General features: G+C 41.9%; 17 protein-coding genes, 1 tRNA gene and 1 riboswitch. Of the genes, 4 read left to right on the top strand and 14 right to left on the bottom strand.

What is annotated here, in order from left to right:
- Positions 1–32: 32 nt before the first annotated feature.
- Complete coding sequence (locus AB2B49_RS06670) at positions 33–1,232, bottom strand: ABC transporter permease (protein WP_320692018.1); 1,200 nt, start codon at positions 1,230–1,232, stop codon at positions 33–35.
- Positions 1,229–2,122, bottom strand: coding sequence for an ABC transporter ATP-binding protein (locus AB2B49_RS06665; protein WP_049505174.1), 894 nt, complete (start codon positions 2,120–2,122; stop codon positions 1,229–1,231). Before AB2B49_RS06665 ends, AB2B49_RS06670 begins: the two co-directional genes overlap by 4 nt.
- A 327-nt stretch (positions 2,123–2,449) precedes the next feature.
- Between AB2B49_RS06665 and AB2B49_RS06660 the strand changes: the two genes are divergently transcribed.
- The gene (locus tag AB2B49_RS06660) at positions 2,450–3,355 is read left to right on the top strand and encodes an alpha/beta fold hydrolase (protein ID WP_049505175.1); all 906 of its coding nucleotides are present in this window, start codon (positions 2,450–2,452) and stop codon (positions 3,353–3,355) included.
- Between the two features lie 117 nt (positions 3,356–3,472).
- Here the strand turns inward: AB2B49_RS06660 and pheT are convergent, their stop codons facing one another.
- The 5 genes from pheT to AB2B49_RS06635 all read right to left on the bottom strand — a co-directional run bounded on the left by pheT (position 3,473) and on the right by AB2B49_RS06635 (position 9,450).
- Positions 3,473–5,878: a phenylalanine--tRNA ligase subunit beta gene (pheT, locus tag AB2B49_RS06655; protein ID WP_049505176.1), complete on the bottom strand. Its 2,406-nt coding sequence runs from the start codon at positions 5,876–5,878 to the stop codon at positions 3,473–3,475.
- 117 nt (positions 5,879–5,995) lie between these two features.
- On the bottom strand, positions 5,996–7,042 hold the full coding sequence (gene pheS / locus AB2B49_RS06650; protein ID WP_000103743.1) for a phenylalanine--tRNA ligase subunit alpha: 1,047 nt from the start codon (positions 7,040–7,042) through the stop codon (positions 5,996–5,998).
- Between the two features lie 272 nt (positions 7,043–7,314).
- Entirely contained in the window at positions 7,315–7,965 is a 651-nt protein-coding gene (locus AB2B49_RS06645; RefSeq protein ID WP_254734024.1) for a phosphatase PAP2 family protein, read from the bottom strand.
- Positions 7,955–8,518, bottom strand: coding sequence for an ECF transporter S component (locus tag AB2B49_RS06640; protein WP_049505178.1), 564 nt, complete (start codon positions 8,516–8,518; stop codon positions 7,955–7,957). Before AB2B49_RS06640 ends, AB2B49_RS06645 begins: the two co-directional genes overlap by 11 nt.
- A 153-nt stretch (positions 8,519–8,671) precedes the next feature.
- Positions 8,672–8,906, bottom strand: a riboswitch (FMN riboswitch).
- A gap of 40 nt (positions 8,907–8,946) precedes the next feature.
- The gene (locus AB2B49_RS06635; RefSeq protein WP_049505179.1) at positions 8,947–9,450 is read right to left on the bottom strand and encodes a tRNA (cytidine(34)-2'-O)-methyltransferase; all 504 of its coding nucleotides are present in this window, start codon (positions 9,448–9,450) and stop codon (positions 8,947–8,949) included.
- Between the two features lie 399 nt (positions 9,451–9,849).
- Here AB2B49_RS06635 and trkA point away from each other — a divergent pair, with 399 nt between their 5' ends.
- Together trkA and AB2B49_RS06625 are read left to right on the top strand one after the other, a co-directional pair.
- Positions 9,850–11,199, top strand: coding sequence for a Trk system potassium transporter TrkA (trkA, locus tag AB2B49_RS06630; protein WP_049505180.1), 1,350 nt, complete (start codon positions 9,850–9,852; stop codon positions 11,197–11,199).
- 3 nt (positions 11,200–11,202) lie between these two features.
- Positions 11,203–12,642 (top strand): TrkH family potassium uptake protein, encoded by a 1,440-nt coding sequence (locus AB2B49_RS06625; protein ID WP_320692017.1) that lies wholly within the window; start codon positions 11,203–11,205, stop codon positions 12,640–12,642.
- A gap of 89 nt (positions 12,643–12,731) precedes the next feature.
- On the opposite strand, the gene AB2B49_RS06620 is transcribed toward AB2B49_RS06625, so the two are convergent.
- The 5 genes from AB2B49_RS06620 to AB2B49_RS06600 all read right to left on the bottom strand — a co-directional run bounded on the left by AB2B49_RS06620 (position 12,732) and on the right by AB2B49_RS06600 (position 19,216).
- Positions 12,732–13,661, bottom strand: coding sequence for an ATP-binding cassette domain-containing protein (locus AB2B49_RS06620; RefSeq protein ID WP_001291311.1), 930 nt, complete (start codon positions 13,659–13,661; stop codon positions 12,732–12,734).
- A gap of 10 nt (positions 13,662–13,671) precedes the next feature.
- On the bottom strand, positions 13,672–14,739 hold the full coding sequence (locus AB2B49_RS06615; RefSeq protein WP_000589652.1) for an ABC transporter ATP-binding protein: 1,068 nt from the start codon (positions 14,737–14,739) through the stop codon (positions 13,672–13,674).
- A gap of 8 nt (positions 14,740–14,747) precedes the next feature.
- Positions 14,748–15,674 carry an oligopeptide ABC transporter permease OppC gene (gene oppC / locus AB2B49_RS06610; protein WP_007522372.1) on the bottom strand — a complete coding sequence of 309 codons (927 nt, stop codon included), beginning with the start codon at positions 15,672–15,674 and terminating at the stop codon, positions 14,748–14,750.
- Positions 15,674–17,170: an ABC transporter permease gene (locus tag AB2B49_RS06605; RefSeq protein WP_000759891.1), complete on the bottom strand. Its 1,497-nt coding sequence runs from the start codon at positions 17,168–17,170 to the stop codon at positions 15,674–15,676. The genes oppC and AB2B49_RS06605 overlap by 1 nt, the downstream gene beginning before the upstream one ends.
- 66 nt (positions 17,171–17,236) lie before the next feature.
- The gene (locus AB2B49_RS06600; RefSeq protein WP_049505183.1) at positions 17,237–19,216 is read right to left on the bottom strand and encodes a peptide ABC transporter substrate-binding protein; all 1,980 of its coding nucleotides are present in this window, start codon (positions 19,214–19,216) and stop codon (positions 17,237–17,239) included.
- Positions 19,217–19,514: 298 nt separating this feature from the next.
- On the opposite strand from AB2B49_RS06600, the gene AB2B49_RS06595 reads away from it, so the two are divergent.
- Positions 19,515–19,585, top strand: a tRNA-Cys gene (locus AB2B49_RS06595).
- Between the two features lie 133 nt (positions 19,586–19,718).
- Here the strand turns inward: AB2B49_RS06595 and AB2B49_RS06590 are convergent.
- Positions 19,719–21,050: a hemolysin family protein gene (locus AB2B49_RS06590; RefSeq protein ID WP_320692016.1), complete on the bottom strand. Its 1,332-nt coding sequence runs from the start codon at positions 21,048–21,050 to the stop codon at positions 19,719–19,721.
- Positions 21,051–21,185: 135 nt separating this feature from the next.
- A complete protein-coding gene (locus AB2B49_RS06585; RefSeq protein WP_084917529.1) occupies positions 21,186–22,010 on the bottom strand; it encodes a DNA/RNA non-specific endonuclease in 825 nt (274 codons plus the stop codon).
- Between the last annotated feature and the right edge of the window lie 40 nt (positions 22,011–22,050).

The following is a 22,050-nucleotide window of genomic DNA, read 5'->3' as shown; positions in this document are numbered from 1 at the left end:
ATTTAGAAAAACCTCGCTTTTGCGAGGCTCTCCTATTTATAAGCCAAGGCACGTTTGAAGCTTTTCCATAGACCTAAGTCATCTGTCTGAAGGACTAGGCTGGCATACATACGTCCGATAAAGGCTGTTGCAGTGACTGCAAAGACAACCGTTATGGCAAGAGAAATCCAAGCTTCTAAATCACTTGCATAACCATTGATGGCTCTAAATGGCATAAAGAAGGTTGAAATAAAGGGAATATAAGACCCAATTTTCAAAATCAAATTGTCCCCTGCAGCACCTAGAGAGGTCACACCGACAAATCCCGCTATAATCAAGATCATCAATGGCGACAAGGCCTTTCCTGAATCCTCAGGGCGAGAAACCATAGATCCTAGGAAGGCTGCTAAAACAACGTACATAAAGAGGCTAACCAAGACAAACAATAAGGTATTGAGCGAGAAGGCCTCTCCTATATGGTTTAAAATTCCAGATTGTGCCAAGATTGGTAGGTCTTTAAAGAGCAGAATGGCAGCCAAACCACCCACGACGTAAATGCCAATATGAGTCAAAATCACAAGAAGCAGAGCCAGCATGCGAGCGTAGAAATAATGACTAGCTCGGATACTAGAGAAGACCACCTCCATAATTTTGGTTCCTTTCTCGCTAGCCACTTCCTGAGCAGTGACACTCGCATAGGTAATCAAAATCATATAAAGGAAGAAACCAAGCCCTGCGGCCGCAATGGTTTGAACAATTTTTTTGTTTTCCTTGGATTCATCAATTTTCTCAGTAAAATCAACGGTTTGACTCAGGCGCTTTTCCTGCTCTTGGGACAAATTGGCTGCCGAGCGATTGAGTTGGTATTGCAGTTCGTTTAACTTATTGGTTACTGCTAGTTTGATGCCTGTTTCAAGAGAAGTTTCACCATGATAGACGGCCTTGAGGACACTGTCCTCTTGGTCAATGGTTAGGTAACCTTTGATTTTCTCATCCTTGATAGCAGCCTGGGCACTGGCTTCATCCTTATAATCAAAGTTGATACCATTGGTACCCTTGAGCCCTTCTTCCACAGATGGCACAGTTGTTACTACTGCTATCTTGCTATTCTTGGCCATAGAAGACCCTTGGAGAAAGCCGATTCCTACAGATAAGGCTAAAAAGAGGAACGGCGAAATCACCATAAAGAAGAAACTCCACGACTTGACATGTCGAAGATAGGTTTCCTTCATTACAACCCACATATTTCTCATACTTCCACCCCTGATTCTAGTTTAAAGATTTCATCGATTGTTGGAGCCTGTTGGTCAAAGGTCGCAATATATTGACCTTGAGTGAGGATTGGGAAGAGTTCCCTTCCAGCACTTTCATCATCTAGGATCAATTTCCAACTACCTTGCTTGGTCAAGCTCACCTGTTTGACATGAGGAAGATTTTCCAATTCTTCCTTGCTTCGTTCACTTGAAACAAAGAGACGCGTTTTCCCGTATTGATTGCGAACTTCTTGGACCGGTCCATGCAAGACTACACGCCCATCTCGAATCATGAGAATATCATCGCAAAGCTCCTCGACATTGGTCATGACATGGTCTGAAAAGATAATGGTTGCACCACGCTCTTTTTCTTTTAAGATGACCTGCTTGAGCAACTCAGTATTGACTGGATCCAGTCCACTAAAAGGCTCATCCAGAATAATCAAGTCTGGTTCATGGATTAGAGTAATAATCAGTTGGATTTTCTGCTGATTCCCTTTTGAGAGACTCTTGATCTTGTCTGTTAATTTCCCCTTAACTTCTAGTTTTTCCATCCATTGAGGGAGTTTTTCCTTGACCTCCTTGGCATCCATGCCTTTCAGAGTAGCCAGGTAGCGAACTTGCTCAAGGACTGTCAACTTGGGCATGAGACTGCGTTCTTCAGGCAAATAACCTATCCGAGCGTAGGTTTCCTGACGAATCTCCTGCCCATCCAGACTGATCTCTCCTTGGTACTCCAAAAATTTCAAAATACTGTGGAAAATCGTTGTTTTCCCAGCACCATTTTTTCCGACCAGCCCTAGAATTCGTCCTGGACTTGCCTGAAAATCGACACCAAACAAGACTTGCTTGGAACCGAAACTTTTCTCTAGATTTCTTACTTCTAGCATCTTCCACCTCCGAAATATGTTGCACTTATTATACTCCTTTTTGATAGCCTTTACAACGATTTATGTCCATTTTTAAATTTTGATTTCAAGAAGGATATTTTCTGGATAGGAACTTTATTAGCTTATCACCAAGCATTTTAGTCCTCCAGATTTTAAGTGATAAATTTATTATACTCATTTCTTGATAAATCCGTTGGCTATGTCCTCAAATGTTCATTTTTAGTCCCGAATTGTTGCTACTAATCTTCATCATTCTGCCTAGCTTATCGTACTATTTTATTGTATAATTTTGATAGACTATAGATTATCATAGGCTAGGAATCTGATATGAAAAAAAGACTTAAACTCGAACCAAACAACAATAACTTAATCATTTGGGAAGCTGAACAGCCAAAAGCCGTTCTTCAGATTGTACATGGCATGGTAGAATACGTAGAACGATATGAAGAATTTGCTCTAGCTATGAATAAAGAAGGCTTTACTGTTATCGGCCATGATCATCTCGGCCACGGCTATACTGCTCAAAATCCAAGTCAACTCGGAGTCTTTCCTGAATCTCCCGAGGAACTCATCGATGATATTGAAAGAGTGACCTCCTTCATTCAAGAAAGTTATACAGGACTCCCAATCGTCCTTTTAGGGCATTCTATGGGGTCTCTTATGTGTCGCTATTATGCAGCTAAAAGAAAACCACCTATCAATGCCTTGATCATCATGGGAACTGGCCAACAACCTCAATTTCTGACTCGATTCGCTCTTATCTTAACAGAATGCATTCGACTTATAAAAGGGAATAAACACCGTAGTAAACTCTTGACTTATCTATCAACTGATAGCTTTAATCGAACTATTAAAAATCCTAAAACATCTGTCGATTGGCTCTCAAAAAATGAAGAATCCAACCAAGCTTATCTGAAGGATCCATTCTGTCAATTCATACCTACTATTCCCATGTACCGATCTATTTTTTACTTTTCTAACCAAGTAGCGAGTAAACAAGTAATCGATGAGATTCCAACCCAACTCCCAATTCTTGTGATTTCGGGACAAGAAGACCCTCTAGGCGAAAATGGTAAAGGTATAGAAAGATTTGTAAAACTCCTAAAGGCTTCACATTCGAAAGTAAGTCTCCGATTAGTTGAAGAGGCTCGTCACGAAATTCTAAACGAGAATAATCGAAACGATACCTATCACTTCATAGCTGATTGGATGACAAAAAATATCGATGTCTGATCATCTTGTAACAGTATTAAAAAGGAGTTGTTTCCCCGTCAATTTGATTCAATCATCAGGCTAAAGCTTGATGATTTTTTCTACTAAAAAACCCACCCCGAAGGATGGATTGATGAGTTAACGTACTTCTGCATTGACTTTTTCTTCGAGTGATGCTTGGATTTTTTCCATATAGCGTGCGACTTCTTCGTCCGTTAAGCTGTCTTCTGGATTTTGGAAGGTCAAGCTATAGGCCATTGACTTCATGCCAACTCCCAGTTTTTCGCCCGAGAAGACGTCAAAGAGTTTGATATCTGTCAAACGTTTCACGCCGGCAGCTCGGATTGCGTCTACAACTTCTTGGTGAGTGACTTCTGCCTTGAGAAGTAGGGCCACGTCACGGCTGACTGCTGGGAATTTTGTGATTTCCACAAATGGATCAGCTGGTTGAAGGGCAGCTTCAATGGCTGAAAGGTTGAGCTCCGCTACATACGTTTCTGGAATATCATAAGCCTTGGCAGTGACCGGATGCACTTGGCCAAGGAAACCAAGAACTTGGTCACCGAGTGAAATCACGGCTGTACGTCCTGGGTGAAGGCTAGCAATCTCAGCTGTTGCTGTATAAGTCACTTCTAGTCCCAAGCGAGTAAAGAGCGCTTCAAGGATTCCCTTAGCATAGAAGAAATCAACTGGAACTGCTGCTGTTTGGAAGTCTTTTTCAGCAACCAAGCCTGTCAAGGCGAGGGCAAAACTGTTGATTTCGTTTGGTAATTCTTCTTTTGGATCGCCTGTTTGTTCAAAAACTTTTCCAATCTCGTAAAGAGCCAAGTTTTTGTTCTTACGAGCCACGTTGTAGGCAACGGTATCAAGGATACCTGAGACCATATTTTGACGGAGGACAGAACGGTCCACTGTCATTGGCCACATGAGTTCTGTAAGGTTACTTGGTTGAGCCGTAAACTCAACTGCTTTTTCAGGAGTTGTCAGAGCGTAGGTGATGATTTCTGTCAAACCTGCTCCTTCAGCGATGGTACGAACTTGACGGCGCAATTTTTGTGTCGCAGTCAATTCGCCAGCTGTACCATCATCTTTTGGAAGACTAGTTGGCAAGCGATCATAACCATAGATACGGGCGATTTCTTCAAAGAGGTCCGCTTCGATGGTGATATCCCAACGACGACGGGGTACGCTGACTGTAAAGGCTTCAGCATTGCCAGAAAGGCCAAAGCCAAGACGACGGAAGACATCTTCGACATCAGCATATGAAAGTTCCGTACCAAGGACACGGTTGACGTCTGCAAGAGTCGAAGAAACTTCCACATCAGAAGTATCAAGCGCTCCTGCTGAAACGATGCCCTTACGCACTGTCGCACCTGCAAGATTAGCAATCATGCTAGCCGCCGCATCAAGGGCTTCATTAACAGTTGCCACGTTGATCCCTTTTTCAAAGCGAGAAGATGATTCCGAACGAAGGTTAAGGCGTCCGCTAGTCTTGCGGATGGATTTACCATTGAAAACAGCCGCTTCAAGGACAACACGACTAGAATTTTCAGATATTTCTGTTGCTTGACCCCCCATGACACCTGCAAGGGCTACTGGTTTGTCAGCGACAGTGATGACTAAGTCATTTGTTTCCAAGTCACGCTCTTCACCATCTAAGGGCACCAATTTTTCACCAGCACGCGCTTCACGCACACGGATGTCAGTCCCTTCAAAGGTATCCAAGTCAAAGGCATGCATCGGTTGACCAAAGTAAAGCAGGATGTAGTTGGTTACGTCAACTACGTTATTGATCGGACGGATGCCTTCATTCATGAGGATATTTTGCAACCATTGTGGACTTGGTGCGATGGTCACATTATCCAAGATACGGGCTGCATAGTAAGGCGCCTTATCTGTTTCAATGTCTACAGAAAGGGCGTCTGCTGCAGCTTCATTTGTTTCTGTTAAACTGAATTCTTTAAAGCTAACTGCCTTGTCATAGATGGCTGCCACTTCGTGCGCTACTCCACGCATAGATAGAGCGTCTGCACGGTTTGGCGTGATAGAAAGTTCGATGATTTCATCATCCAAGTCTAGATATGAGAAGACTTCCTCACCTGGTACTGCATCTTGATGCAAGATTTGAATACCATCTGCGAATTCCTTCGGTACAACTGAGTCAGAAATTCCCAATTCACCAAGGGAACAAATCATTCCGAGAGACTCTAAACCACGGATTTTCCCTTTTTTGATCTTGTAATTGTCAGCGATACGAGCTCCTGGAAGTGCCACCATGACCTTGATACCAGCACGTACATTCGGTGCACCACAAACGATTTGACGAGCTTCTTCTTCGCCAACGTTAACCTGACAAACATGAAGGTGAGTTTCTGGCACATCTTCGCAAGACAAGACCTCACCGACGACAATTTTTGAGAGACCAGCAGCCGGTGATTCCACACCTTCGACCTCAATCCCTGTAGTTGACATTTTTTCAGCCAACTCTTGTGATGGCACATCAATGTCCACCAATTCTTTTAACCATTTATAAGATACTAACATAATTCTGATTGCAAGAACCCACAAGTAAGTTCTTTTCAATTCCTTTCTTTTTCTTCGAGTCAGTCCTTACCATTCTCATCAAGAGAAAATAACTAGACTGTGTTTCAGGTTTCAATCTTATTTAAACTGTTCTGAGAAGCGGACATCGCCTTGGTAGAACCCACGGATATCGTTGATTCCGTAACGGAGCATAGCTACACGTTCTTGACCAAGACCAAAGGCAAAACCAGAATAAACAGTCGCATCGATTCCACTCATTTCAAGGACACGTGGGTGAACCATACCGGCACCCATAATTTCGATCCAACCTGTTTTCTTACATACGTTACAGCCTTCTCCACCACACTTGAAGCAAGAAACATCCACCTCAACAGATGGCTCTGTGAATGGGAAATAAGATGGACGCAGACGGATTTGACGTTCTTCGCCAAACATTTTTTGGACAATCAACTGAAGGGTTCCTTGAAGGTCTGCCATAGAGATATTTTTCCCAACAACCAATCCTTCGATTTGGTGGAATTGGTGACTGTGGGTTGCATCGTCCGTATCACGACGGAACACACGCCCCGGTGAGATCATTTTCAAAGGACCTTTTGAAAAATCATGAGCATCCATAGCACGCGCCTGTACTGGAGACGTGTGAGTACGAAGCAAGATTTCTTCTGTGATGTAGAAAGTATCCTGCATATCACGGGCTGGGTGGTCTTTTGGAAGGTTCATACGCTCAAAGTTATAGTAGTCTTGCTCTACTTCAAAACCATCCACGACTTGGTAACCCATCCCAATGAAAATATCTTCGATTTCTTCACTGGTTTGTGTAAGGACATGACGGTGACCAGTCGCAACTGGGCGACCTGGAAGCGTCACATCGATGCTCTCACTTGCTAGTTGAGCTGCGACTTTCTTTTCTTCCAAGAGCTTAGCTGTTTCTTCAAAGGCCGCTGTCAAGACATCACGCGCTTCATTGACGTGTTTCCCGATGATTGGGCGCATCTCAGCAGAGACATCTTTCATCCCTTTGAGGATTTCCGTAAGCGACCCTTTTTTACCAAGGACAGAGACACGCAAGTCTTGCATCTCTTTTTCATTTTCAGCAGTAATCTGCTTCAAGCTAGCCAGCGTTTCTTCGCGAAGCGCTTTTAATTGTTCTTCAATAGTTGACATAATTCCTCCATCAGTCTCTCGTAGATAAAAAGAAAACCACATGCCAAAAACTCCACTCGGAGCGTTGACACGCGGTACCATCCGTTTTCATCTGACAAGTCAGACCTTCATTTCTAAATCCATGCGCAAGTGAATTCACCCAACTTTCATATAGAGAGCTTGCAGTCACGGCTCTCCTCCCTGTCATACTTCCCTTGAGTTACTAGTCTTGCGGATTCCTATTCAATTACTACTTAGTTTATCAGATTTTTACCATTCTTGCAAGACCTATCTCACTTCTGCTTGCCTTTAAATCGCCATTGGAAGCGAAGCTTGTCATAGAAGGGAAATTCGATAAACAAGACTCCCAGGCCCACACAGAGACTGGCAAGGACGTCTGATGGGTAGTGAACTCCCAGATAGACCCGAGATAGCAGCACACTGACTAGGTAGACCCCAAGGACGATTTGCACAATTTTTCTCCAAACCGGATCTTTAATCCGTTGACTGAGAATGACAATCAAAGTCCCTACCATCAGAGTCACTGCCAGAGAATGCCCGCTTGGGAAGGAAAATCCCTTCTCCTCTACCAAGTGTAAGATAGCTGGTCGTGGGCGCTGGTAAATATTTTTAAAGGTCACAATCAAAAGACCGGCTAAGGCTAAATTGCCCGCCATGAAGTAGCTTTCTATCTTCCACTGCCTACGATAAAAGACAAAGGCTGCGATGGCAACCCAGGTGATAATCACTGGGATATCGATCAGGCGTGTAAGGGCACGGAACAGAACAGTCAAATAATCTGGCAAGTCCCCACGAAGGGCAGTCTGAATCGGTTGGTCAAAACCGACCAGCGTTTCAGGATAGAACTTAACCATATAGCCAAGAAGGACGAAAAGTAAAAGGGCAAAACTGCCCTTCATTAAAAATGTTTGTTTATCTCTCATAATGTTTTAAGGTTGGTTTCAAGAGGACGTATAACAACCAGAATGAAACGGCAAAGATTACACCCTCAATCAAGTTAAAAGGTAATACCATAGTCATTAGGTAGTTGGAAAGTCCCAAAATTTTTCCAATATCAAAGTTGGCAAACTGCGCGTATAAAGGAACCGCATAGACATAGTTGAGCACCAACATAGCCGCAGTCAATCCGACAGTTCCCGCTAGAGATGCTAGTAGGAAACGAAGGGTGCTACGTTCCTTTTTCCAAATCAAACCAAAGACGATAACAAAAACTCCCAGAGCTACGATATTCATTGGCAAGCCAATGTAAGTGTTCACTCCTTGGCTATTCAGAAGCAACTTCAAGAGTGAGCGCATCAAGAGAATTCCTAGAGCAGCTGGCAAATCCATGACCACCAAGCCCACAAGGACTGGCAAGATACTAAACTCAATCTTGAGGAAGGTTGCCGCTGGCAAGAGCGGAAAGTCAAAGTACATCAGCACAAATGAAATGGCTGATAAAATCGCAATGGTCGAAATTCGACGTGTGTTTGTCATAACAGGTTCCTCCAATTTTCTATAAAATCAGAAGAAGTTGGAAAGGATCCCTCTATCTATTCTCACTTTTTATATCCCAAAAGTTCCCCCTCACTCTGTTGAGCAAGCGGTTGCAATTCATCTATAAACTCATCAGAACAGACAAAGCCATTCTCTCGTCTTCTCCCATCCAGACTATACTGTCGGTTGTGGAATCGCACCACATCAGCTTGCGCTCGCGGACTTCTTTAAGAGAATGGAAATTGAGATTTTTCTTTTAGACTAGGCGACAAGCTGTAGGCATAACTTCTGGTTAGGCAAAGCTTGTCAACAAAGTATAAAAGGAAAAGATCATTTCCTAGTTAAAGTCACCGCCGGTCGGGAATTACACCCAGCCCTGAAGACCCTTTAATCATAACAAAAAACGCTTGCAAGTGCAAGCATTTTGATTATTTCAATTTATCTACTTCATAGGTGTGAACAAGCTCAAGACCAGCAAAATGTTGCTGACGGAGAGCCTCATAGACAATCATACAGACCGTATTGGAAACATTGAGACTGCGGACATGTTCATCGTTCATAGGAATGCGGAGAGCTGTCTCAGGATGTTCACGCATAAAGTCCTCTGGCAAGCCCTTGTCTTCACGTCCAAAGAGAAAATAATGGTCCTCGTCAGTCGATAAATCCACCTCAGAATACACTTTCTCAGCAAATTTCGAAATCAGATAGACTTGTCCTTTCATCTGAGACATGAAATCTTCCAAGCTGTCATAAAAATAAATCTCAAGCTTATCCCAGTAATCCAAACCAGCCCGCTTCATCTTTCGGTCGTCAATGGGAAAGCCCATTGGTTTAATGATGTGGAGGGGAGAATTGGTCGCAGCGCAAGTACGCGCAATGTTACCTGTATTTTGTGGAATCTGAGGCTCGAATAATACAATGTGATTTGTCATGACGGGTTTCCTTTTATCATTGCAAAAAAATAGCCACACTGCCCGGAGTCAAGCTCAGCAAACAGCGTGGTTAAGGTGTCGTTAACTTACCTCACAACAGGTTTGAAGTAAATCAGCGAAACTACTTCCTTAGTATAACACTTTCAGAATCATTGTCAATAGAAACGACTTGATTTTTTTACTTTTTTTGATGATATTTTCATGTTTGGTCATTCCTTTCTGAAAAGGTATGGTAAAAGAACCAAATTACTTCAAATCAGAGACATTGTTATAGAAGTTAAGCAAATGTATCTTCAAAACTTGAAAAAAGCCTTTCTTCCCCTAAAAATCGCCTTAGCAAGTGCATTTTTTGCTAAAAAAGGGTATGATAGTTACATCATGAAAAAGTAGGTTTTTTATATGAAAATTGTCCTTGTTGGTGGAGGGAAAGTTGGTTTCGCCCTCTGTCGTTCACTGGTTGCAGAAAACCATGACGTTGTCCTCATCGAACAAGATGAGGCTGTTCTCAATCACATTGTCAGTCGCTTTGATATCATAGGTCTCCTTGGAAATGGTGCTGACTTTGCCATCTTGGAGCAAGCCGGTGTTCAAGAGTGCGATATCTTTATCGCCCTAACCGAACACGATGAAGTGAATATGATTTCAGCGGTACTTGCTAAAAAAATGGGCGCTAAAGAAACCATCGTTCGGGTACGAAATCCTGAATACTCCAATGCCTATTTTAAAGAGAAAAATATTCTTGGATTCTCACTTATCGTTAACCCAGAACTCCTAGCAGCGCGTGCGATCTCAAATATCATTGATTTCCCTAATGCCCTCTCTGTCGAACGATTTGCTGGAGGTCGGGTCAGTCTCATGGAGTTTGTTGTCAAAGATTCTAGCGGTCTTTGTCAAATGCCAATCTCAGACTTCCGTAAAAAGTTTGGTAATGTCATTGTCTGTGCTATGGAGAGAGATCATCAACTGATGATTCCAAGCGGTGATGTTATTATTCAAGACAAGGATAGGATTTTTGTTACGGGAAATCGTGTAGATATGATGCTTTTCCATAACTATTTTAAATCTCGTGCAGTGAAAAGCTTGCTTATCGTTGGAGCTGGAAAGATTGCTTATTATCTACTCGGCATTTTAAAAGACAGTCGCATTGATACCAAGGTCATCGAGATCAATCCTGAAAGAGCTCGTTTCTTCAGTGAAAAGTTTCCCAATCTCTATATTGTCCAAGGAGATGGAACTGCAAAAGACATTTTGCTGGAAGAAAGTGCCCCCCACTATGATGCAGTCGCAACCTTGACTGGGGTGGACGAAGAAAACATTATCACCTCCATGTTCCTTGACCGTGTTGGCGTCGATAAGAATATCACCAAGGTCAACCGAACAAGCCTTCTAGAGATTATCCACGCGCCTGATTTTTCGAGTATCATCACACCAAAAAGCATCGCAGTGGATACCATTATGCACTTTATCCGTGGTCGAGTAAACGCTCAGTATTCAGATCTTCAAGCCATGCACCATCTAGCAAACGGTCAAATTGAAACTCTCCAATTCCAAATCAAGGAAGCTAATAAAATGACTGCCAAACCTCTATCACAGTTGAAATTGAAAAAAGGGGTACTCATCGCAGCCATTATCCGAAAAGGAAAAACAATCTTCCCTACTGGAGAGGATATGCTTGAGGTGGGAGACAAGTTACTCGTGACGACCTTATTGCCAAATATCACCAAAATTTATGATTTGATTGAGAGGTAAAAAATGAATAAAAGTATGATTCGTTACCTCCTCTCAAAACTTCTCTTGATTGAGGCTGTTCTTCTCCTAGTCCCTGTTAGTGTAGCGATCTATTACCAAGAATCCAGTCAAGTATTTATCGCTCTCTTTTCTACGATTGTCATTTTAGTCCTTCTCGGTGGTCTAGGCGTTTTACGGAAACCGAAAAATCAACGGATTTATGCCAAGGAAGGGGTCTTAATTGTTGCCCTCTGTTGGATTCTATGGTCTTTCTTTGGTGGCCTCCCCTTTGTCTTTTCAGGACAAATCCCCAGCGTCATCGATGCCTTCTTTGAGATCAGTTCTGGATTTACGACTACAGGAGCAACTATTCTGAACGATGTTTCCGTTCTCACTCGTTCCCTCCTCTTCTGGCGAAGTTTCACCCACTTGATCGGAGGGATGGGGGTACTCGTCTTTGCACTTGCCATTATGGACAATGCCAAGAATAGTCACTTGGAGGTGATGAAGGCTGAGGTCCCTGGACCTGTCTTTGGCAAGGTCGTATCCAAGCTAAAAAACACTGCCCAGATTCTCTATCTGCTTTATCTGGCTCTCTTCTCCCTTTTTGTGGTTATCTACTATCTAGCAGGCATGCCTCTCTATGATAGTTTTGTCATCGCTATGGGAACGGCAGGAACTGGGGGCTTTACCGTCTATAACGACGGAATTGCCCACTATGGTAGCTCGCTCATCACCTATCTAGTTAGTATCGGAGTTCTGGTTTTTGGAGTTAACTTCAATCTCTACTACTACCTCATGCTCCGTCGGGTTAAGGCTTTCTTGGGAGATGAAGAACTACGAGCATATATCATCATTGTCCTAGTTTCTACAGGCTTGATTACGCTTAATACACTCCACCTCTATCAAGGTGTCTCTAAGAGTGTTGAAATGGCCTTCTTCCAGGTTTCCAATATCATCACGACAACAGGTTTTGGTTACGGAGATATTACCAACTGGCCCCTCTTCTCCCAATTTATCCTCCTCTTCCTCATGGGAATCGGTGGATCAGCTGGCTCAACTGCAGGTGGTCTTAAGGTGATCAGAGGACTTATCCTCTCTAAAATCGCAAAAAATCAGATTTTGTCCACCTTATCCCCTCACCGTGTTTTGACTCTACACGTCAATAAAACTGTGATTGATAAGGATACCCAGCACAAGATTCTTAAATATTTTGCTATCTATATGATGATTATTCTCTCCCTCATCTTTATCGTCAGTCTTGATAGCAATGATTTTCTAGTCGTGACCAGTGCGGTCTTCAGCTGTTTTAACAATATCGGACCTATTCTAGGTACAACCTCGAGTTTTGCCATCTTTAGTCCCATCTCTAAAATCCTACTCTCCTTTGCAATGATTGCAGGTCGTTTAGAGATATACCCAATTTTGCTACTCTTTATGAAACGTACCTGGTCTAAACGTTAATGATAATACAATTCCCCTTTTACAAGCTAGTAGAAGGGGAATTTTTTCTATTAAAAATGAGAAGACCTTTCGGCCCTCTCCTAGTCTGTTTATTTTTTAAGAGCTTCTTTGTATCGAGCAACTTCTGCTTGATTGGCCCAAACATAGTGACCTGGACGAATTTCTACCATAGATGGCTTGTCTGTCTCATAGTCATGTTGGTCAGGATCGTAAACTTTCAAGACCTTCTTGCGTTCCAAGATTGGATCTGGAATCGGTACAGCAGATAGAAGCGCTTGAGTGTATGGGTGGACAGGATTGTTAAACAACTCCTCTGTCTCCGCCACTTCGACGATAACTCCCTTATAGATAACCGCGATACGATCTGAGATAAAGCGAACAACTGACAAGTCATGGGCGATAAAGAGATAGGTCAAGCCCAACTCTTTTTGGAACTTCTTGAGCAAGTTCAAGACTTGCGCACGCACTGATACGTCCAAGGCTGAAATTGGCTCATCCGCAATAACGAAATCAGGTTCCATCACAAGAGCACGGGCAATCCCGATACGCTGGCGTTGACCACCAGAAAACTCGTGTGGGTAACGGGTCAAGTGTTCTTTCAAAAGTCCAACTTCATGAATCATCTTTTGAACTTTTTCTTTTCGATCTTCTTCATCTTTAAACAAGTGATAGTTGTAAAGACCTTCAGAGATGATATAGTCAACTGTTGCACGCTCATTCAAGCTGGCTGCAGGGTCCTGGAAAATCATCTGGATGCGACGGATCAAGTCTGATGATTCCTTATGAGATTTTTTCCCATTAATTTTATGACCATCAAAGATGATTTCACCTTTACTAGTATTATTTAGACCAATAATAGCACGACCAATGGTTGTTTTCCCACTACCAGACTCACCTACAAGAGAGAAAGTTTCTCCCTTGTTGATAAAGAAGTTGGCGTTTTTAACCGCGACAAACTTCTTACTTCCTTCACCGAAGGAAATTTCTAAATCTTTAATTTCTACTAATTTTTCAGACATTTCCTTCCTCCTAGTCTTCTAGATGAGCAAAGCCCATTTTATCACGAATCTTGTCATGCAAATCTGCAATGACTCCAGGTTTTTCAACTTTAGGAGCATTCTCATGAAGCAACCAAGTCTTAGCCCAGTGAGTATCCGTGACTGAAAACTGAGGTGCTTTCTCTTCAAAGTCAATTTGCATCGCATAATCTGAACGAAGGGCAAAGGCATCACCTTTCAACTCAGTATAAAGAGACGGTGGTGTTCCAGGGATAGAGTACAATTCCCCTTTATCGTCAGCAAGCTGAGGCAAGCTAGACAAGAGACTCCAAGTATATGGATGACGTGGGTCGTAGAAAACTTCCTCAACAGTTCCGTATTCTACAATTTCACCAGCATACATAACCGCTACCTTATCCGCAATACTTGCTACCACACCAAGGTCATGGGTGATAAAAATAATGGTAAAGTGGTACTCATTTTGCAAGGTTTTAAGCAAATCAATGATTTGCGCTTGAATGGTTACATCAAGAGCCGTTGTTGGCTCATCACAGATCAAGATATCTGGACGACAGGCAAGGGCAATCGCAATAACGATACGTTGGCGCATCCCCCCAGAATATTGGAAAGGATACTCTTCAAAACGTTTTTCAGCGTCTGGGATTCCGACCTTGTTCATATAGTCGATTGCCATCTCTTTGGCTTCCTTAGCTGTTTTCCCTTGGTGTTTAACGATAACTTCAGTGATTTGGCTACCGATTGTATTGATTGGGTCCAAACTTGTCATAGGGTCTTGGAAGATAGTCGCAATCTTAGCACCACGAATCTTCTCCCATTCCTTGTTAGAAGTAAGAGCGGTCAAGTCTTGTCCACGATAGTCGATGCTTCCTTGGGCAATACGTCCATTGTCTTCTAACATCCCTGTAAAGGTTTTTGTTAAAACAGATTTACCAGAACCGGACTCACCTACCAAGGCCAGAACTTCTCCTTCAATCAGGTCCAAAGAAACTCCTCGGATAGCTGTCAGAACTTTGTCACGAACGTCAAATTCCACGACAATATCGCGAGCAGTCAAAATTACATCTTTTCCTTTTATCATGTCTACTCCTATCTATGTGTACGTGGATCACTAGCATCCGCTAGGTTTTGACCAACAACGAAGAGAGAAAGAGACACCAAGATCAAGGTTGTCAATGGAATCCAGAACAAGTAAGCGTTGGTCGTAACGTTTTGTGAGTAATCTGAGATCAAACGTCCCAAACTTGGCACTGTTACAGGCAATCCCAATCCAAAGAAGGAAAGGAAGGCTTCATAAGAGATGAAGCTTGGCAACATCAAGGTCATCGTAGAAACAATAACAGATACCAATTGTGGCATGATGTTTTTAACGATGATTTTAAAGGTTGGTGTTCCAAGTGTTTGAGAAGCAAGGTTGTATTCCAAATCACGGTAACGCATGATTTGGATACGAATCATATAAGCAATCCCAATCCAAGTTGTCACACTCATGGCAAAAATCAAATTCCAGAAACCAGCACCAATTGAGTAAGTCAAGACAATGACAATCAAGAGAGATGGAATGTTTGAAATAATGTTATAAACCTCCATCATGACGCGGTCAACGGATTTTGAAATTCCCCAGATTCCACCAACAATAACCCCAATTACAAGGTTGATAAAAGTTGCGATTACAGAGATGAGGATAGAATTACGCGCACCAAACCAAACCCCGTCAAACAAGGATTTACCATTACTATCTGTACCAAACCAATGTTCAGCATTGGGTTTGATAAAACGAGCAGAAAAGTCATTGACCTTACTTACATCGTTGAAGTCAAAATCTGAGAACATTGGGTAAATAAAGCTCATCAAGATAATGGCAACCAAAATCCCCAACATAATGACTGTTGATTTTTTCTTTAGAAATTGTCTAAATACAGAACCCCAGTATGAATAGGCAGGAGCATCAATTGTTTCAGAGGCAAAATCGTCACGTTTTACGAACTGAAATTTTTCTTTATCGATTGTTGACATTATTTGCCTCCTTTCTCTGTCAATTTAATACGTGGGTCAAGCATGGTCATCCAGATGTCTCCTACAAAGAGTGAGAAGATAGAAATACATGTGAAGATGAAGACAAGACCAACTACCATTGAGTTGTTGGATGCCTTAACAGAGTCAATCAACATTTTACCCATACCTGGGAAAGCGAAGACTGTTTCTGTCAATGTTGCACCACCGATAACCCCGATTACGGCACCAGGAATACCTGAAACCAAAGGAACCATGGCATTTTTAAAGATGTGTTTATTTGAAATTTCTTTTTCAGACAAACCTTTTGCACGAGCAAAACGAACGAAGTCCTGAGATTGCAAGTCGATCATGTAACGACGAATCCAGATAGCTGTACTTGGCGCACCCAACAAACCTAGAATGACTGCTGGCAAGACATATGAACGCCAATCTCCAGCCCCCAAGATAGGGAATGAATCAGGCAGACCAATAGATGAGCCAATCAAACGCACGATATAAACCAAGGCAATCGTTGGAAGGGCAAGCAAGAAGGTAAGAGCACCTGTCGAGAAGCTATCAATCCAAGTATTCTTGTGGCGAGCCATGGCAGATCCAAGTGGAATCGCAATCGCATACGAAATAATCAAACCGATCAAACCAGCAACCGCTGAGCTTGCAATCATTGATGGATATTGATAATTGCTTTCTGTAGCTGTATATGGATCGTCTTTACCATAGTTGGCTACCTCACGCGCATCTGCTTGACTTGGAGATTTGTAGGTACGAGAGTAAATATCTACAGATGAAGTCTTTTTACCTGTAGGGAATTGAACTTCTGATGTCTTAGTTTGTCCCTGACCTTGTGTGATAACTTGAAGCACTGGTGTGTTTGCATAAGTTGGGTAAGAATCTCCCAAGTTAATGTTCACAAAGTTTTGGTGTACAAATGGGAATTGATTGTTGAAATACAAAAGGTATTTATGTTTTGTACCTGAACCAACCAATGACCAACCGATAGCAGGGTCATTTTCAAAACGAAGATAACGTTGCAAGTTTGGATTTTCAGGGTCTTGAATCTTATTTGGATGATCAATATCAATCAAGTTGGCATAGAATTTGAAAACACGTTCAAAAATCGGAATTTCACGCGTAGCATAGAATTGACCACTTTCTGAGAACACACCAAGTGTCCAACCATTTCCTAGTTGGTTGATGTATTTTTCGTAGATTGCCTTATTAGTATCATTGGCATCCACTGTTACGGATGAGTCCATTGTGCTCGCTCTTTCTTGCAACTCTTTGGTATCGTAGTACTCGATATAGCCCATCCGTTCATAAACGGTATTTTCATAATTATCCCGCTTGTCCGGCGTCGTTGCAATCTTGTTATAGTTGGTATCCTGCTTGAAAATCAATTTTCGAGGAACCATCGTATAAATTATTGTGTAGGTCAAGGTTGTCACCAAGAAAATAGACAACAATGAACGCAATACACGCATAAAAATATATTTCTTCATATCGTTTCCTTTTAAAATCCCAAAAGAACCTTCTCCTCATGGAGAGAAAGTTCTCTTGAGAGTTATTTATTTAACGTGATTAGCCAATTCTTTTTGAACTTTTTCGTTTGATTCTTTTTTCTCTTTGAGCCATTTTTCACGAGCTTGTTCATAGTCAGCTTTTGTTACAACCTTATCTTGTAACTGAATATACTTGAAGTATACGTCTGAGCCCTTATCTCCAGATTGGCTGTATGATGCTGTGAATGGTACAACACGAGAAATGAATGGTGCAGCACCACTTGATGACATAGCTGGCAAGAAGAGGGAGCTGTCTGTCAACCAAGCTTGAGCAGCCGCATATTTTTCATAACGCACATTCAAGTCATTGGTTTCTTTTGCAGCTTCATCAACTAACTTATCGTATTCCTTCAAACCAACTTGGGCAGCTGCTGCATTTGCTGGATCATCATAACCCATGTAAGTTTTTGTTTGTTCGCTGTTAGTTGTTTTCAAGATATCAAGGTAAGTTGATGGATCTTCATAGTCTGGGCTCCATCCAACTGCTCCTGAGAGATCCCAATCTTCTGCTGCAGCGTTTGCGGCATAGTATGTGATATTGTGCAACTCATCTTTAGAAATTTGTTGAATATCAATGACTACGTTTCCTTCACCAAGTACTGTTTCAACGGATTGTTTGAAGGATTGAATACGAGCAATAAGACCCTTATTTGTTTGGTCAACTGGAATATCCAAGTGGATAGGGAATTTCACACCTTCTGCTTCCAAAGCAGTCTTAGCTTTGGCAAATTCAGCTTTGGCTTTATCGGCGTTGAAGAGTCCATCTTGACCATCCGCAAAGTTAACATTCTTCCACTCATCACCGTAAGCAGCCATCTTTTCAGTTACCAAGTCACCGAAAGTTTTTTCACCTGCAGAGACAAAACCTGGTTTCACAAAGAGGTTACGAACTGCAAGAGGAGCACCTTCTTTACCATTAATTTGTGCTGAGTAAGAAGTACGCTCAAAGGCGAAGTTCAAAGCCTGACGGAAGTCCTTGTTAAGAAGGGCTTTCTTGGTAGAAGTCTTCTCTTCATCAGTTGTTTTAGAAGTGTATTTGTAACCTTGACGGTCAATATTCACACCCAAACCAGCAATACCAGGTCCTGATGGAGTGTAGTAGATATTGTCTTTGTATGTTTCTTCTACCTTAGAGTAGTTTGAACTTGTTGGGAAGAGACGAGCATAGCTATAAGCTCCACTTGTAAAGTTACGTTCAAGAGACTCTTGGTCTGATCCATCATAGAAAGCAAGGGTTACTTTATCAATGTGAACATTATCTTTGTCCCAGTAATTTTCATTCTTAGCGAATTCAATAGAAGATTTAGCAGTCAAACCTTTCAGTAAGAACGGACCATTGTAAAGCAATGATGTAGGGTCAGTTGCTTTGGCAAAGTCAGCCCCTTTTGATTTTTCAAAATCTTCGTTCAATGGCCAGAAGATTGAGTAGGCTAGCTTAGAGTTCCAGTATGGTTCTGGTTTGTTCAAAGTGTATTCAAGGGTATAATCATCAACTGCTTTTACACCGACTGAAGCAAAATCTTTATTGTTTCCAGCTTTATAGTCAGCTAGACCTTTAACTGAATCTTCTGCTAGATAAAGTGCTTCAGACTTGTTATCAGTTGCGTGTTTCAAGCCATTTACAAAGTCTTTAGCTGTCACTTCAGCATACTCTTCGCCATCTGATGTCATCCATTTGACACCCTTACGAATCTTGTAGGTATAAGTCAAACCATCTTTTGAAACTGACCAGTCTTCTGCAACTGCAGGGACTAGGTTCCCATACTTGTCGTTTGTGAAAAGACCATCGATACCATTTGAAGTGGCAACCTTAGTACTTTGTTTCCCTGAAATGAGGTAATCCAAAGTTTCTGGGTCAGCTGAATAAATATAGCCATAATTTTTTGGCGCTGTTGAATCAGATGATTTTGAAGAACCGCAAGCAGCTAGTACTCCTGCCGCTAATAAAGCAACTCCTGCTGCAACAAATACTCTACTTTTTTTCATGTTTTTAACTCCTCTTGAAAAATTTAGGCTTATTGGAAATTATAACATATATTTTTTAAAAAGTAAACGAATTTTCAGAATATTTAGGCGCATTTCCTCAAAAAACTTCTATTTGTCAAAATTTCTACATTCTTTGTTTGTTTCTGCAAGAAATATTTTCTAGTCTGACCCTCTTTAGAACGGGATTTTTACAAGCTTTTTCTCACTTCCTCAATCATCATCTGTTTTCCTAAATTGGATTTTAGAATAAGAAACTATTGACGGGAAATGATTTTCAAGGTATAATAATAAACGTTGAGGCGGTATAGCCAAGTGGTAAGGCACGGCTCTGCAAAAGCTTGATCGTCGGTTCAAATCCGTCTACCGCCTTTCAATACCTGAATTAACAGGAATTAACCAAATGAAAAGCTCATAAAACCGGGCTTTTTTAGTATTCCTAATAAGTGGGGATAACTGAACCTACCATCTAGATTTACAAAAAGCAGTGACTTGAGTCACTGCTTTATTCTGTTTCTTCTTCAGGTTCTAGTTCTGTGATTTGAACTTTTACCTTGGTAACACGTCCATTTTTCACCTTATCATTGGTCAGGACGATTTGCTTGTTTTGACTGACCAGTTGGTAACTGATTTTCTCAGTGGTTGGAATCGTACCAACACCCGTCAAATAATAACCGGCGATGGTATCCACATCATCGCTTTCTAGTTCGACACCAAAGTAGTTATTGAAGTCGTTAAGATTCATGGTTCCCTGTGCAATATAGGTGTCCTCACCGATTTGATGGACTTCGATTTCTGCTCGGTCTGTCTCATCGTCGATTTCTCCGACAATCTCCTCCAGCAGGTCTTCCAGTGTGACCAGTCCAGCCATACCACCGTATTCATCGAGCAAAATGGCCATTTGTCTTTGGGTATTTCGCAATTCTTTTAGCAAGTCATCCACAAAAATAGTTTCAGGAACAAAGAGTGGATCTTGTAAGATCTTCTTCCAGACAATGTTTTCAAAGCCATCTGCATAGGCAGCGTTTAGCAAACGCTTGGTATGAATCAAACCAATCACATTGTCCTTATCCCCATCATAAACAGGGATACGTGAGAAATTTTGCTTTAGAATACTTTGGATAATGGTTTGACTATCATCCTGAATATCCACCATAAAGGCATCTGTCCGAGGAACCATGACTTCTCTCGCCATCAGCTCATCTAGAGAGAAGATCCCTTGTAACATCTCGATTTCGTCCGCATCCAAAGTTTCCTCACTTTTGGTCAACATGTACTCAATTTCATCTCGAGTCATTTTTTCATCCGCATCATCAAAGGTCATTGGCGTTAAACGACTCAAGAGATTAGTTGAAGCAGATAACAACCAGACAAAGGGACTGACAATCTTCCCAAGTCCAATGATAATCGGAACAGAGCGAATGGCTAAGGCATCTTTTAGATTAAGGGCAATCCGTTTAGGATAGAGTTCACCAAAAACAATAGAGATGTAGGTCAAGAATGCCAAAGAGAGAAAACTTGCAATAGCATAAGCTGTTTCACTATTTCCCATCCAAGATGCGATTTCGCGTCCCAGCGTTTCTGCTAAACTGGCCCCTGACAAGATCGTGATCAAGGTGATACCGACTTGAATTGTTGATAAAAAGTGGTTAGGATTTTCAAGTACCTTTAACAAACGAATGTAACGTTTGTCTCCCTCTTCTGCCTTTTGTTCTACTCGGGAACGGTTTAGTGACACCATCGCCATTTCAGTGGCTGAGAAAAAAGCATTTAACAGGGTCAAGATAAATAACAATACAAACTGTAGCAACAAATTCTGACTGCTCGGGTCTTCCATAGTCCTTCTCCTAAAATAGTATCTTGTGTTCCATTATATCATAAAATCCCTCAGGATTCACATTATTTTTCATTTAAACAACAACTCCCCTGCCTCTAGAAGACAAAGGAGCTGTTTTTATAGTATCTATTACTTCTAATCTGTCACTGTTACTTGCCCTGTTCGGTAATCAAGCTGGATTCCCTTTTGAACATTGGGGATTAGGACATTGAATTCCAATTCGCCATCTGAAGACTTGGCTTCGATTTGTGAAGCGGATGGAACTAAGTCCTCATTTGTCGCATAGTGGAGCGTCACCCGATAACGGACTCTCTTATTTTGGTCCAAGACTTTTCTGACCAAACTCTCATAGTAGTTCTGACCTGTCGAATCTTCAGCCTGTGCTTGGTTTGCCCAAGCTGTCTGGACTGCAATGTTCTTGGGATTGCTAGTAGAGGCATCAAAACCATCCAAACCACCTATCAAGGCATAGCCCAGCAGGTGTCCTCTATCAACTGCATGTGTGTAGGCTCCCTTTAGATTCTTGACCTGATGCCATCCTGGTGGCGTCCAAGAGGTGGATCCATTTCCAGTTTCTTCACGATTTTTATACTGCCGAGTCGCTTTGGATAAGATGGCATTGGCAACAGTTGGAACTGTTTCTTTTCCAACTATCTTTGTCTTATTATCCGCATAGGGTTTGCTAGAAACCTTGGCATCTAGATTGGTTTTATTGCCATTGACAATGAAGGCCCCTGCTCCATTCCACTCGAGCCCCCCCTTGATTTGGTTTTTGATTGACTCAGTTAAGACACTTTCAGCAAGCTCCTGACTGGGAGCTTCTGAAGCTTGTTTTTTCTGACTAACCTTGGTTCTAGGGGTGTTTGGCGCTGTCTGCATCTGCTTGATGTAATAGCTTCCAGCAGCCAAGAGTAAGAATAGAAGTAACCCTATCAGAGCTTGTCTTGTTTTTTTGTCCATTTTTCTCCTTATTTCTTTAGAAAAAGACTGGTCTCCCAGT

Origin of the sequence: Streptococcus jiangnanensis (assembly GCF_040888325.1) — a bacterium.
In the GTDB taxonomy this organism is placed as follows: domain Bacteria; phylum Bacillota; class Bacilli; order Lactobacillales; family Streptococcaceae; genus Streptococcus; species Streptococcus jiangnanensis.
The sequence above is the reverse complement of the archived record's forward strand: the minus strand, read 5'-3'. Positions and strand labels throughout refer to the sequence as shown.

Coding starts and splice junctions, on each gene's coding strand:
- AB2B49_RS06645 (WP_254734024.1), bottom strand. CDS start 7,965: ATGAGAGATAAACAAACATTTTTAATGAAGGGCAGTTTTGCCCTTTTA.
- AB2B49_RS06590 (WP_320692016.1), bottom strand. CDS start 21,050: ATGGAAGACCCGAGCAGTCAGAATTTGTTGCTACAGTTTGTATTGTTA.
- AB2B49_RS06640 (WP_049505178.1), bottom strand. CDS start 8,518: ATGACAAACACACGTCGAATTTCGACCATTGCGATTTTATCAGCCATT.
- oppC (WP_007522372.1), bottom strand. CDS start 15,674: ATGTCAACAATCGATAAAGAAAAATTTCAGTTCGTAAAACGTGACGAT.
- AB2B49_RS06625 (WP_320692017.1), top strand. CDS start 11,203: ATGAATAAAAGTATGATTCGTTACCTCCTCTCAAAACTTCTCTTGATT.
- AB2B49_RS06615 (WP_000589652.1), bottom strand. CDS start 14,739: ATGATAAAAGGAAAAGATGTAATTTTGACTGCTCGCGATATTGTCGTG.
- AB2B49_RS06670 (WP_320692018.1), bottom strand. CDS start 1,232: ATGAGAAATATGTGGGTTGTAATGAAGGAAACCTATCTTCGACATGTC.
- AB2B49_RS06620 (WP_001291311.1), bottom strand. CDS start 13,661: ATGTCTGAAAAATTAGTAGAAATTAAAGATTTAGAAATTTCCTTCGGT.
- AB2B49_RS06665 (WP_049505174.1), bottom strand. CDS start 2,122: ATGCTAGAAGTAAGAAATCTAGAGAAAAGTTTCGGTTCCAAGCAAGTC.
- AB2B49_RS06600 (WP_049505183.1), bottom strand. CDS start 19,216: ATGAAAAAAAGTAGAGTATTTGTTGCAGCAGGAGTTGCTTTATTAGCG.
- AB2B49_RS06660 (WP_049505175.1), top strand. CDS start 2,450: ATGAAAAAAAGACTTAAACTCGAACCAAACAACAATAACTTAATCATT.
- trkA (WP_049505180.1), top strand. CDS start 9,850: ATGAAAATTGTCCTTGTTGGTGGAGGGAAAGTTGGTTTCGCCCTCTGT.
- AB2B49_RS06605 (WP_000759891.1), bottom strand. CDS start 17,170: ATGAAGAAATATATTTTTATGCGTGTATTGCGTTCATTGTTGTCTATT.
- AB2B49_RS06585 (WP_084917529.1), bottom strand. CDS start 22,010: ATGGACAAAAAAACAAGACAAGCTCTGATAGGGTTACTTCTATTCTTA.
- AB2B49_RS06635 (WP_049505179.1), bottom strand. CDS start 9,450: ATGACAAATCACATTGTATTATTCGAGCCTCAGATTCCACAAAATACA.
- pheT (WP_049505176.1), bottom strand. CDS start 5,878: ATGTTAGTATCTTATAAATGGTTAAAAGAATTGGTGGACATTGATGTG.
- pheS (WP_000103743.1), bottom strand. CDS start 7,042: ATGTCAACTATTGAAGAACAATTAAAAGCGCTTCGCGAAGAAACGCTG.